Annotated in this window: 12 protein-coding genes; 9 read left to right on the forward strand and 3 right to left on the reverse strand. The window is 38.9% G+C overall.

Annotation, left to right across the window (positions count from 1 at the left end; translation table 11 throughout):
- Positions 1-40: 40 nt before the first annotated feature.
- The 3 genes from AC6CHS_RS06160 to AC6CHS_RS06170 all read right to left on the reverse strand — a co-directional run bounded on the left by AC6CHS_RS06160 (position 41) and on the right by AC6CHS_RS06170 (position 3,768).
- Positions 41-1,243 carry an MFS transporter gene (locus tag AC6CHS_RS06160; protein WP_106898318.1) on the reverse strand — a complete coding sequence of 401 codons (1,203 nt, stop codon included), beginning with the start codon at positions 1,241-1,243 and terminating at the stop codon, positions 41-43.
- Positions 1,244-1,449: 206 nt separating this feature from the next.
- Positions 1,450-2,043, reverse strand: a complete 594-nt coding sequence (locus tag AC6CHS_RS06165) for an NADPH-dependent FMN reductase (protein WP_199848504.1) — start codon at positions 2,041-2,043, stop codon at positions 1,450-1,452.
- A gap of 438 nt (positions 2,044-2,481) precedes the next feature.
- Positions 2,482-3,768: an MFS transporter gene (locus AC6CHS_RS06170; RefSeq protein ID WP_238017401.1), complete on the reverse strand. Its 1,287-nt coding sequence runs from the start codon at positions 3,766-3,768 to the stop codon at positions 2,482-2,484.
- A 228-nt stretch (positions 3,769-3,996) separates the two neighbouring features.
- On the opposite strand from AC6CHS_RS06170, the gene AC6CHS_RS06175 reads away from it, so the two are divergent.
- The 9 genes from AC6CHS_RS06175 to AC6CHS_RS06215 all read left to right on the forward strand — a co-directional run bounded on the left by AC6CHS_RS06175 (position 3,997) and on the right by AC6CHS_RS06215 (position 12,936).
- On the forward strand, positions 3,997-4,746 hold the full coding sequence (locus AC6CHS_RS06175; RefSeq protein WP_498234909.1) for a hypothetical protein: 750 nt from the start codon (positions 3,997-3,999) through the stop codon (positions 4,744-4,746).
- 86 nt (positions 4,747-4,832) lie between these two features.
- Entirely contained in the window at positions 4,833-5,813 is a 981-nt protein-coding gene (locus AC6CHS_RS06180) for a Gfo/Idh/MocA family protein (RefSeq protein ID WP_498234911.1), read from the forward strand.
- Positions 5,814-6,157: 344 nt separating this feature from the next.
- Positions 6,158-6,484 (forward strand): YrdB family protein, encoded by a 327-nt coding sequence (locus AC6CHS_RS06185; protein ID WP_498234912.1) that lies wholly within the window; start codon positions 6,158-6,160, stop codon positions 6,482-6,484.
- A 45-nt stretch (positions 6,485-6,529) separates the two neighbouring features.
- Positions 6,530-7,231: an MBL fold metallo-hydrolase gene (locus AC6CHS_RS06190; protein ID WP_498234913.1), complete on the forward strand. Its 702-nt coding sequence runs from the start codon at positions 6,530-6,532 to the stop codon at positions 7,229-7,231.
- A 12-nt stretch (positions 7,232-7,243) separates the two neighbouring features.
- The gene (locus AC6CHS_RS06195; protein WP_443148049.1) at positions 7,244-7,807 is read left to right on the forward strand and encodes a TetR/AcrR family transcriptional regulator; all 564 of its coding nucleotides are present in this window, start codon (positions 7,244-7,246) and stop codon (positions 7,805-7,807) included.
- A gap of 78 nt (positions 7,808-7,885) precedes the next feature.
- Positions 7,886-9,280 carry a right-handed parallel beta-helix repeat-containing protein gene (locus tag AC6CHS_RS06200; protein WP_498234915.1) on the forward strand — a complete coding sequence of 465 codons (1,395 nt, stop codon included), beginning with the start codon at positions 7,886-7,888 and terminating at the stop codon, positions 9,278-9,280.
- Positions 9,281-9,650: 370 nt separating this feature from the next.
- Entirely contained in the window at positions 9,651-10,538 is an 888-nt protein-coding gene (locus AC6CHS_RS06205) for an ABC transporter ATP-binding protein (protein WP_498234916.1), read from the forward strand.
- Positions 10,535-11,641 (forward strand): ABC transporter permease, encoded by a 1,107-nt coding sequence (locus tag AC6CHS_RS06210; protein ID WP_498234918.1) that lies wholly within the window; start codon positions 10,535-10,537, stop codon positions 11,639-11,641. The genes AC6CHS_RS06205 and AC6CHS_RS06210 overlap by 4 nt, the downstream gene beginning before the upstream one ends.
- On the forward strand, positions 11,638-12,936 hold the full coding sequence (locus AC6CHS_RS06215) for an ABC transporter permease (RefSeq protein WP_498234920.1): 1,299 nt from the start codon (positions 11,638-11,640) through the stop codon (positions 12,934-12,936). Before AC6CHS_RS06210 ends, AC6CHS_RS06215 begins: the two co-directional genes overlap by 4 nt.
- Positions 12,937-13,126 lie beyond the last annotated feature (190 nt).

A 13,126-nucleotide genomic window follows, 5' to 3' on the forward strand; every position in this document is an offset into this window, starting at 1 on the left:
CACTCCTATCGATGTGAAAGCTGTCTCAATATTTACTAGATTATGCTTTCACATAATTCCGCGCCCTAAAGTATATGATAAGCGCTACAATTAATCCCGCAATACCAAATGTGAGCAGGGTCACTTTTACCGAAATCCCTACCGTTATAAGAGCACTGACTACCCCATATGCAATCGGGTCAAAACCATTCATGGCAAGGAAAATAATGCTCATGACTCTTCCCATTAAACGATTATCCGTTGTTTCTTGTACTGCTGTAAAAAACGGGATATAGACAAAGGACATGGAAAAGCCAATAAAGAAGACAAGAACTGTCAGTAAGATAAGGCTAGGTGCCTGACTAAAAATCAAAAAGCTAAGGATGGCAGCAAGTAGCCCAATAATAGAGGCCCTTCCTTTTCGCTTAATATGAACTTTACTAAGGATAATCGTACTGAATATCATTCCCACGCCTAAGCTAACTTCCATGGCACTTAAATTAATTGGGCTACCACCATGCAGGTCAACGACAAGGGGGAAGGCAATATTCAGTGTACCAAAAATGAAAAAGTTAAGTGTTATTAAGACAAGAATACCCGTTAATAAAAAGGATGAACGGCGAATATAAGAGATTCCTTCTTTTAAATCGTGTAAAGGTTTAGTTTGGTCCGTCTTTTCTACATTTCCTTCCTTCACAAATGGCGGAAAGATAATAACAGCTGAGAGAAACACGAAAACAGATGCTACGAAATAGCTTGTTGCCACACTGGATACTTCCATAATAATTCCAGCCAGGATGGGGCCGATAATGAAGGAAATCTGGTCGATACCTTGAAAATAGGCGTTGGCCTGTTGTAATTGCCACTTCTCCACAATTTTGGGGATCATAGAAGAGCTAGCAGGGCCGAAAAATGCATCAAGCATACCAAACAAACCAGATAAAATAAGTAGTAGCATAAGACTCATGTTATCGCTGGAGACCAAAAGAAAAATACTAAATAAAAGCATGCTTTGAATTAAGTTAGTCCAGAACATGATTAGCGATTTTTTATATTTATCAGCGAGAACCCCACCGAAAACCATCATAATTAAACGGGGGACGGTTGCAGAGATTAAGACAAGACCCAAAGAGCTGGCACTAAGTGATGTTGTAACATACCAGGTCGTTGTGGTTAAAAACATACTGAATCCCACAATTGCAAAGATCCCAGCGAGAAGTAATATAGAGAAAGTCCGATTTTTAAACAAAGATTGCTGTACCATTGTGCAAACTCCTTTCACCGACTATGACACTAAATTAAGCTGACGAACGTTCGGTAGTTAAAATCATAACCTCATTATAGTGATTTGTAAAGGATGAGATTTTGTTGGTGAACTGGCCATTTGGTAGTATAGGAGAGTGAAAAAATGATACGTAAAAAAACCTCTATCCATAAAGGGTAGAGGTTTTTGATAGTTTCTTTCTATACTTAACGAATTGTTTTCAATGCAGTAGACCAAGGGATAAGCTGGTCAAGCATTTGGTTAACGGAGTCTGCTTGAACAGCAGCTGGTTTGAAGTCTGCTCCGTTTTCAAAGTCTGTGAATAAAGAAAGAGCTGGGTGAACACGAACATCTGCTACTAGCAATTCACCTAGGATTCCACGTAAATGTTCCGCAGCACGTGCTCCACCAACAGAACCGTAGGATACGATACCTGCAGCTTTGTTGTTCCACTCTACGCGGAGATAATCTAATGCGTTTTTAAGTGATGCTGTAATAGAATGATTGTATTCTTGTACAACGAAAACAAATCCATCTTGTTTCGCAATTGCTTCTGCCCATGCAGCTGCACCTGAAGTGTCTCCGCCATTTTCGCCTAGTAGTGGCAATTTGTAGTCTGCAAGATCAATAACCGTATAGTTTGCATCCCCGCGTTGGTCTGCCAATTCTTGTACCCAGTTTCCTACCTGTGGACTTAAGCGACCTTCACGTGTTGAACCTAGAATAATACCAATGTTTAGTTTTTCCATTTTTGTTTCCTCCTCTTTTTCTCTTCCAAAAAATTTATTGAGTAAACCCATTGCTTCCTCCATCTTAAAGCACTTATCTTGGATTCCATTTGGCAACCGCAAGGAAAATTACTTTAATCAATACATTTATTTTAAATTAAATTATCTTTAATTCAGTATAATCATAGCAGTTACTTTTAGTAACGTCAACCTTTTAGTTTTGAAGTCGCGTAAGAACACGCTCAAGTCGCACGGGAAGCTACAAAAGTCGCGTGCTCACTGCCTCAACTCGCGCGAGAACTATCAAAAGTCGCGTATCCATTACCACAACTCACGCGAGAACTATCAAAAGTCGCGTGGCCACTACCACAACTCGCGTGAGAACTATCAAAAGTCGCGTATCCACCATCCAACCGATCATGATGATACCTAAGGTCGCACCCCAGCACAAACAAAAAACCGTCTACCCTCACGGATAAACGGTTTATCTCTAACAAAAATTCTATTAAACTAAGAAATATTTACTTCAGGAGTTTTTAGGCCTTCCATCTTCTTATCAGACGGTACGAAGTTTAAGATGATCATGCCAATAATGAAAAGAATGATAAGGCTTAAAATACCAGCATTGGTTTTCCCGGTGATTTGCGCTGTGGCACCTACTAGTATAGGTCCTGCCACAGATGCAAATTTGCCAAAGATATTGTAAAAACCAAAGAATTCATTGGCATTAGCTTTTGGAACGAGCTTCGCAAAATAAGATCTGCTTAATGCTTGAATGCCGCCTTGAGAGGTGGCAACGAGCATGGCAAGAACCCAGAAGTCAAATGCTGTTTCAAGGAAATAACCATAAATACATACGATCGTGTACACAATGATTCCTACGTTTAACATAGCTTTAGCGGAAAAGCGATCTGCTAGTTTTCCGTATAAAACAGCAAATGGGGCTGCTACTATTTGAGTAACCAAAAGGACGACAAGTAATATGGTGGAGCTAACGCCAACATCTGTCCCATAAGCGGTAGACATGGAAATTATCGTTCCCACCCCATCTATATAGAAAAAGTATGCGATGAGAAAAATAGTTAAGTACTTATATTGGCTAATATTTTTTACTGTGTTTTTAAGGCGTAAAAAGCTTGTACGAATCGGTTTCGGACCGCGTTTGATTCCATGGATTTGTTTTACGTTTTTTAACATAGGAATAGAGAATACGCCCCACCAGATGAAGGTGATAACAAAGGCGATTTTACTAGCTGTCGTACTGGAGATTGGGATAATTTCTTGCTGTGCCATCAAAATGATTCCAATACTGATTACAAACGGGATAGCACTCCCAATATAGCCTAGTGCATAGCCTCGTGCTGATACTTTATTCATCCGTTTATCCTCTGTTACGTCAACGAGAAACGCGTCATAAAAGAGATTCGCCCCTCTTAATCCTAGCGAAGATATCGTAAAGATAATCAGTAATAGCAACCACTCTCCTTCAGGAACGAAGATGAGTGAAAAGGTGGAAACCAGACCTATTAATAAAAAGCCAAAGAAAAACTTTTTCTTGTATCCTTCATAGTCAGCAAAGGTTCCTAATATTGGTCCTATCATTGCCAGGATAAAGGTGAAAATAGCAATCGTGTAACCAAGGTATGCCGTAGAATCTGCAGCCTCTACACCTGCAGCTGTTGCTTGTGCTTTATAAAAAATTGGAAAAATGGCAGTAGTAATAATGATAGAGTAAGCACTATTTGCCCAATCATAGTACATCCAACTCGTTTCTTGCTTCGTAAACTTTTTCATCAACTCTCCCCCTTGGTTCTATTTTACTAAAATTTACAAGATAAAGAAGGCGAAGTTTAAAAAATTACAGAAATTTTATATAACTTCATAGATTTGGCTAAGAATTTCCCTTAAAATTAATTGTATTAAAGGATCTTATTAACGATGATTAATGTAATAATATGAAGTTATGGCAACCAGATATTCTCATTTATAGAGTTAAAGTTATGTGAATGCAAGGGGCGAAAATACATGAAACACATCTATGCCTTTGAAAAGGTTGAAGAATATGAAAAGCATCAGAGTATAATAGATCGATTTTGTAAGAAATTGGTGAAGTTTCAAAGAGTACTAGAAAAAGATTTTGCTTTAAGAGATTTACCTAAAGGGATTGTTTGGACTTCGGAAGAGTTGGCTACTACTACTTTTTCCAATGTACCAATCCCAGCTTTTACAAACAAAGACCTTATTTATATTTCTCCTGATTTACCAAACTGGAGAAGATTATTTGTTGATCAACTAGAGGGACGGGAAAACCCCAAGATAAAAAATTTTTACGAAAACCTTTCGGAAGAACATATATTTACAATAGTGGGTCACGAACTAACACACCACTCTGATTTGTTTATGGATGAATTTGATGATGAGCGAGAGGATGGAATCTGGTTCGAAGAGGGAATGTGCGAGTATTTACCTAGAAAACTGATATTAGATGAAATAGAGTTTACCAACATTACGAATGTCGAAAGGGAGCTAGTGGACATATTTAAAGATAAATATGGCGAGCGCTCTTTAGAGGAATTTGGCAGTGCTAGTTATCAAGGGAGCTTGAGTAGTATAATGTATGACTATTGGCGTAGTTTCCTCGCTATTACATATATCGTAGAGGAAAAGGCGAACCATGATATCCATCAAGTTTTCAGAGATTATCATAAGTGGCATAATGAAGGTAGAAAAGTACCTTTGACGGAGTACTTTGAGATTCAGAGCTTATTTGTGTAGCCTCACAAGTAAAGGTATGATTATACTGCTGTATACAAAAAAGATTTCACTGCAAAAAGAGGGCGAATAAACAAGGGGGAGTTCATTTGAAATTAGAAAAAGTTCGTTGGGGAATAATTGGTTGTGGAAATGTGACCGAAGTGAAGAGTGGGCCGGCCTTTCAAAAGGTGAAGAATTCCGAGTTAGTAGCGGTGATGCGACGTAATGGCGAATTAGCGAAGGACTACGCTGAGCGACACAATGTCCTGAAATGGTATGATGACGCGGATGCGCTTATACAGGATCCCGAGGTAGATGCAGTCTATATTGCAACACCACCTGGGTCACACAAGGAATACACGTTAAAAGTTGCCGCGGCAGGGAAGCCGGTTTATGTGGAAAAGCCTATGGCCATTGATTTCGAGGAATGCAATGAAATGATTCATGCATGTAAAGCTGCCGGAGTACCATTATATGTTGCCTATTATCGAAGGGCGCAGCCGCGTTTTCTAAAAATAAAAGAATTATTGGATCGTAAGGCGATTGGAGATGTGCGTTTTGTTTCGAGTACACAGTATCAAAAAACGGCAGATGAAGTGAAAAAGGGAGAAGAACTTCCATGGAGACTGCAGCCTGCAATGTCAGGTGGGGGGCTATTCTACGATTTAGCTAGTCACACACTTGATATCTTAGATTTTCTACTCGGACCGATCAAAGACGTTCAGGGATTTGCGTCAAATCAGGCTGGTTATTACCAGGCTGAGGATATCGTGACAGGTACGTACCGTTTTGATTCTGGTGTACATGGTATAGGAAATTGGTGCTTTGCAGCTTTTGAGAATGTGGATGTAAACGAAATTGTAGGCAGTGAAGGAAAAATTACCTTCTCTACGTTTGGGGATGATCCAGTTGTATTAACAACTGCAGCTGGAGAGCAGCAATGGAAATTTGACCGTCCCCAGCATGTCCAGCAGCCTCTTGTAACAATGATGGTAAAAGAATTAACTGGAGTAGATACTAAATCCCCAAGTACTGGCGAGAATGGGGCTAGAGCTAACTGGGTATTAGATAAATTGGGGAAGCATTAAGGGTATATTTTTAAGCAAGTATGGCTCGTTTTTAGATAAGGCTGAAGTGTGGAAGCAGCAACAGGACAGGGTTAGAGAGCCTCTTAATTATCCAGATTCCGAACAACCACGAGGATACAACAATATTATTAGTAGGGCGGTCATTAACATGGCTGTCCTATTTTTCTTGGCCTTAAACGAAATTCAGATGATTATCAGTATGTTCCAATAAAACTTGCCAAACTAAGGTTGTTAGTTATATGATAAAACTAATATCGTTAGTTTTTTGAATAAGCGTACTTTATAAGCTTGCTTAGAGCTTTTAGCATGTCTTTTACAGTTGCATGGGCAAAGGGGGATTCACTGTGGTTTTAAATGTAATGCTTCGCTTTCTGTTAGAAGTTCTCGCACTAGTGGCAATTGGTTTTTGGGGATTCCAAAAAGGTAGTGGAATGATAACGAGTTTTCTACTGGGGATTGGAGTACCACTAATCATTGCAATAATCTGGGGAGTGTTTTTTGCACCATCCTCCACTGTCAATATACCAATTTGGCTGAAATTTGGTTTTGAGGTTGTGATCTTTGGGTTAGCCTTTGTTGCACTAGTTAGTATGAGATTTTCTGCAAGTGCTTATATATTTGGCTTAGCTGTTTTAATTAACCAAACGTTGCTGTACGTATTTAAACAGTAAGCAACACGTATAATGACGCGTCATAGATAATAAGGGGGTTATACAATGGAAAAACTTCATCCTGTCATGTTCTTAAAAAGAACCTTTCCCGTCAATTGTTACTTAGTAGAAGAGGGTCATGAGTTAACACTTGTTGATGCGGCGTTACCGTATAGTGCGAAAAAGATTGTAAGAGCTGCAAAGGAAATAGGAAAGCCTATCACCAAGGTTATATTGACACATGGTCATGGTGATCATGTGGGTTCACTTGATCATGTAAAAGAACTGCTTCCCAATGTAACGGTTTATATATCCAAGCGGGATGCGAAATTATTAGCAGGCAATCGCACTTTGGAGTCAGATGAGCCCCAAACACCAATTCGTGGAGGCGTCCCTAAAGGGATAAACACGAAGCCAGATGTGCTGATTGAGGAAGGTGATCAGATAGGTTCCCTAAAAGCCATATCTACGCCGGGTCATACGCCAGGTTCCATGTCTTTTCTCGATACAAGAACGAACGCTATGATAGTTGGAGATGCTTTTCAAATTCGGGGTGGGATAGCTGTAGCGGGACAAATGAGATGGACATTTCCGTTTCCTGCCATCGCTACATGGAATAAAGAGTTGGCACTTGAAAGTGCGCGTAAAATTGAAGCATATAAACCTTCCTGCTTGGCTGTAGGCCACGGGAAGCCACTGATGAGTCCCTTAAATCAAATACGTCACGCTATAAAAAATGCGGAAAAAAATATACAAAGAATCGATTAAGGAGAGGTTACATTGTCACCTAGACCAGGACTTAACAAACAAAAATTAGTAGAAGCAGCAATCGAATTAGCAAGCCAAGGCGGCATGGAGGCTGTTACCATGCATGCTTTAGCTAAAAAGCTTGAAGTGCGTCCACCTTCGTTATATAACCATATTAAAAGCTTAGATGATTTGCGTCAGCAATTAGCTTCGGTTGCCATAATCGACCTATATAACAACATGGAAAAAGTCGCTAAGGGAAAAGAAGCGCTTGAAGCAATTTCTGCGATCTCCAAAGCTTATATAGCATTTGCCCATAAGCACCCTGGTTTGTATGAGGCAACGTTAATTAAGTCAGATAGCAGTATACTGGCAGTAAAAGAAACAGGCGATAAAATAGTTCAATTATTTAAGGAAGTATTGGCAGTCTATCATTTAGATGAGAAGGAAACGATTCATCATATTAGAGGATTGCGAAGCATCCTGCATGGCTTTGCTACATTAGAGCAAAAGAGCGGATTTGGCATGCCGATTAATATAAATGATAGCTTGGAATATGTCTTACACACTTATTTTAATGGCATTAAACAGGGCTAAATGATAAAGGGAAATCAGGCCGAAATTTTGCATTTAAGAGTTAAGTAGATGAAGTAACTTACCAAGGAGAGCGACACCATGAAAAAGACCATAATTATTCTAGTTCTTACAGCAGTAATTATTATTGGAATAGGTATAACAATTAGTGTGACAGCCGAGAAAGATAGCGTTATCTACGTAGCAACTGATGGAAATGATGAGCAGAATGGCACCAAATCACAGCCTTATCGTACATTAAACAAAGCTGCAACAGAGGCGAAAGCAGGAACAATCGTTTATCTACGAGAAGGAACGTATAAGGAAAAGCTTGTCGTGCAGCACAGTGGTACGAAATCAAGCCCCGTTGTTTTTCAGCCATATAAGCAAGAAAAAGTGGTGCTCAGCGGTGAGAATCTACTAGATGAAGAGGGAGATACTGCCCTTGTCACAATAGAAAATCAAGATCATGTGACCATACGTGGCTTAACCATTGAAGATTTGACAACAGACTTAGCTGACGAAACAGTAATGGGAATGTATGTCACAGGAACTAGCAGTCATATTACATTGGAAGATAACCATGTGCGCTCTGTGGAGACCCATTCAGATGATGGAAATGCCCATGGTATTGCAGTTTACGGCACAGGCCCCATGAGCGACATCAATATTTTGCATAATACGGTAGAAGATTTAAAGCTTGGTGCAAGTGAAGCTCTCGTGCTAAATGGAGATATTGACGGTTTCAGAGTTGAAGATAATCTCGTTCGGCGAAATGACAATATTGGAATTGATTTAATCGGTTATGAAGGTATTTCTCCTGATGATGATTATGTAAGAAACGGCATCGTTAAAAACAATGAAATACACGACATCTCCTCATATGGCAATCCAGCTTATGGTGAAGATTATAGTGCCGGTGGCATTTATGTGGATGGTGGAAAAGATATAATCATCGAAGAGAATACCATTTATAAGAGTGATATTGGAATAGAAGTAACCTCGGAACATCCTGGTAAGTATGCAGAGAACATTGAAGTGCTGAACAATACAGTGTTTGAAAATTTCTATACCGGCATTTCAATAGGAGGGTATGACGAGGATCGTGGGGGAACAATCAATTCTACCATCTCTCAAAATACGATGTATCGTAATGACACGGTGGGACTAGATGGTGGGCAACTTTTAATTCAGCATGACACGAGAAATAACGTCATTGAAAAAAACATTCTCACTGCAGGATCTTCCCGTCTGTTTATCGCCAACTATTTTACAACAAACCAAAACAATACGTTATCCCGGAACGTCTTTCATAAGGAAGAAGGCAAAGGAGCTATATGGGTGTGGAAAGATGAAGAATATACTTCGTTCCCATCGTTCAAAGCAGCATCTGAAAGTGATGAGGAGTCAGACTATCTGGAAGTGAATTATATTAATACTGAAGAAGGAGACCTTCAATTGGAAGAGAATTCTCCTGCGGCAGAGATTATAGAATGAAAATCTAGCAGCTTGCTAGATTTTTTTATGTTTCAATATAAATTCGTGGCTAGAGGGTGAGTGTGTCGCCTAAGAGAGACTTCTTTTTTCCCAGGAAAGCTAATCCCTTCCTCCCACCAAATCCCGTCCATTAGTAAAAGGTAAACCTGGATAAATTTAGAACATTCGTTTTTTTTTATTGATTATCTAACAAATTATGGTAAAATTTTCATTGTTATGACATTTTTCTAAATGCAGTTACCACCAAATGTGTTGTTGGTAATAACAAACCCACGTATAAGGAAATTTACATCCTCTCAGTAAAACTCCACATGATCTCTTTCCTTAGAAAACCAACTTACAATTAAATATGAGGAAGAAGGTAATTCTTATGGCAATTCTAGCATTACATCAATTATCAAAGACCTATAAAAAGCAGCTTGTATTGAACGAAATTAGTCTGACAATCAGTTCCCCTGGTATATGGGCACTTATCGGGCCAAACGGGGTAGGGAAAACAACATTACTAAATGTTATAACGAATATCCTCCCTGAGTCGTCAGGGACTGTAGAACTGTTGGGGAAATCGAATAAGAGTCATAAGGTTTTTAAAAAGGTATCTTTTTTGCAAGATAATACTGTTTTGTTTGATTATCTAACTGGTTATGACCATCTTAACTATGTGTGCAAGGTACATAAACTAAACAAAAATAGAGTGAGGGAAGTTGCCGAACAAGTAGGAATGGAGGGATATCTCAAAAAAAGAGTTGGCAACTATTCATTGGGGATGAAGCAGCACTTATTGCTTGCAATGTCTATTGTAAATGAGCCCGAGCTTTTATTACTCGATGAGCCATTAAATGGCCTGGACCCCACAAGTGCAATTTTAATGCGAAAAATACTACTAGAATTAGGGAAAAAGAATACTACCATTATTCTTTCCTCCCATAACTTAAATGAGATTGATCGTCTAACCAAAAATGTGTTGTTTTTGAAGGATGGGAAGTTACTAGAAGTAGATATGGGTGAACATGAGACAGTCTCTTACTATTTCACCTTACCGAACCCAAGTGAAGCGCATGCTATTTTACGAGAAAAGGGATACATTGTCGAAGAAACCTCTAATGGTATTGTTACCGAAATCCCTAGTAGTAAACTGGATATGCTTATTGATGAAATTAAAGACCACTCTATCGAAATAAAAGATATTCATAAAGAAGTTACTGGTTCAGAAAAACTGTATGAAGAAGTCTTTGATGTGAGAGGTCAACAGGGATGAATCTATTATTATTTGAGTTTAAGAAAATTATTCGTACAAAGGCATTTCCGATATTTTTAATTGCTTCGTTAGCTCTCATTACAGGTTTGTTTCTAAGGAATGTGATACTCCAAGATACGATAATGGCACAAAAAATTGAGCATTTTTCAGAATATGCCTCTGAAGTCTCTAGCGAAATTGCAGGCGATAATATGACCTTGCATAGAGATGGACCTAGCGCTGCTATTGAAGAAAGATTAGAAGTGGGAAAACTATTAGCTGACCAATTAGCCCAGCTTTTGGGTGCGATCCAAAATAATCTATGGGAAGAAGAATTGAAGGTAGAGATAGAGGTATATGAAACGGCAATTACATATAAGAACATGAATGGCAATTTTCGAGCAAGCATTGCTGATATGGATGACATTAGCCGATTAAATGAGGAACTGTTACGTGTTGGTCTGCCAAAAGAGAACATGGATTTATCTATACAGACATCTATCTTTCTAAAAAAAGTAGTATCCTTACTTCTAAGCAAACCTGGCTTCTTAGTGTTCCTATTAGTGCTTGGTGTAAGCATAACAAGAGAATTTGAAGACCGGAATATCCAGATGGTCTATGCTCTCCCCATTGCGAGGTTGCAATACGTACTTACAAAGTTTACAAGTGTACTCCTTTGTGGTGTGTCCTGGTTGGCCGTCGTCTTTATTACGTCATACTTGTTACCGTTAGTTTTTGGTCATAATGAGGGAAATATCTTTCAGTACCCCCTCTTTACTGCAGAAGGGAATTTTATAACGACAGGGAATTTCGTGAAAAAGGCTATCCTGTATAGTGCTCTATTTATGACGTTTACGGTATCACTACTCACCTTTCTTGGAAATTTAACTAAGAATACAATTGTTTCATATTTAGTAGGGATATTTGTGTTTGTTGGTAGTTGGATTGTAATCGAAAATGGTATGGTATTTTCTTTGAATCCTCTTACATACCAAAATATAAATGCTAGTTCCTTGTATCAGCAGGGTTATGATGTGAAAGGTATATGTGCACTGCTTATTGCTTCTGTTGTTTTGCTGGCTTTAACTAGTAAAGATAGTTGGAATTGGAGGTCGGCAAGGTGAAAACATTAGGATTTGAATTCTTAAAGGCCATAAAAAAACGAACAAACATAGTTGCACTTCTTTTAACCCTACTTGCAGTTGTTAGCCTTTACTTCTTTAACTATACGGTGGCAGAAAACATCCATGAAGCTAATACTACAAGACTGCAAAATAGTGTAGTAATGAGAGAAGGGTTCATCCAGGAGTTGTTAGAGGATAAGGAAGCTGCAGAAGAAGCGAACAATATAGAAGAAGCAGAAGAACTAGCGATGATGATAGAAGAAGATGAGAATAAAAAAATAGCAACACAAGAAAGAGCGGAGGCTTTTGAAGAGAAAGACTGGCAGACCATATTAGAAGGTGATATCAGTGAATTACAGTCTATGTTTGATGAGTCATACGGTACTGATACACCTGGGCACGATATTGAAGGCCAAGATACGAATTGGTTTACATATAGGGCTACCCTTGAAGAAAAACAGCAATTACTGGAAAATAACGTTGCTCCGATGATCCAGAATGAGACAGATATAGCTTTTTTACCAACCGTTTACGACAACTTCACAGGTAGAGCTTTAGAAACTTGGGACAATATGACAAAACGTTATGGAACAACGGGTTATTTATTTTTGTATCAAGTCATCCAATCTCTATATATACCGATCATCATCCTAATTGGTTGCTTTATCTTTGGGAATAGCATTTCAGCCGAGGCGAGCATGAAGAGACGTGGCTTACACTTCTATGCAACGCTTCCTGTAAGAAGAGGTGCGGTTTACCTTACTAAATTCACAAGTGGGTTCCTCTACACTGTGGTTTTTACATTCCTTATGTTAGGTCTTCCACTGCTATGCAGTTTGTTTACAGCTGGAGCTGGGAGCTTGGATTATCCTGTGTTGGTGTATGACGGTCCTACTCCAAACCCATTTGGGGAGGAGTACACACAGCTCAAGGTTATGGAGGATACGTTTCATTTTATAACACTTAAAGAATATTTTGGTTATATTGTATTATTCACCATCCTGTTCGCGTTATTTCTTTACTCAATCTATTTTGTTTTATCCTTGTTTGTTAAAAACCCAGGGATTACCCTTTTTCTAACTGCATCTATCTTATTTATCGGGATCCATTTTTTCCAAAGCCCTTATAGCCCGTTTAGCTATATTGACATTCACCAGATTATTAACAGAGCAAAATTAACCGAAACAATCAACTTAGATTACTCCTATAAGATTGGTATCATCCTTTTTCCAACCATAGGGATAATACTTGCTGTATTGGGATATATAAAATTTCGATTTCGAAAGCTAATTTAATATGTAATTATTTGCAGTGAGGAAGGCCATCTTGTGTAGATGGCCTTTTTTGTGTGGCGGCTGCAGTTGAACGAAGGAGGGGTAGATGAGTAATCAGGTGAGATTACGAGAGCATATCAGCCGATCGAGCAAGAATATCGGCTGAGAGCGAGAGAGCATCAGCCAAGAAAGTGAGAGCATCGCCCGGGAG

It is taken from the genome of Oceanobacillus sp. GQ8 (assembly GCF_059758495.1).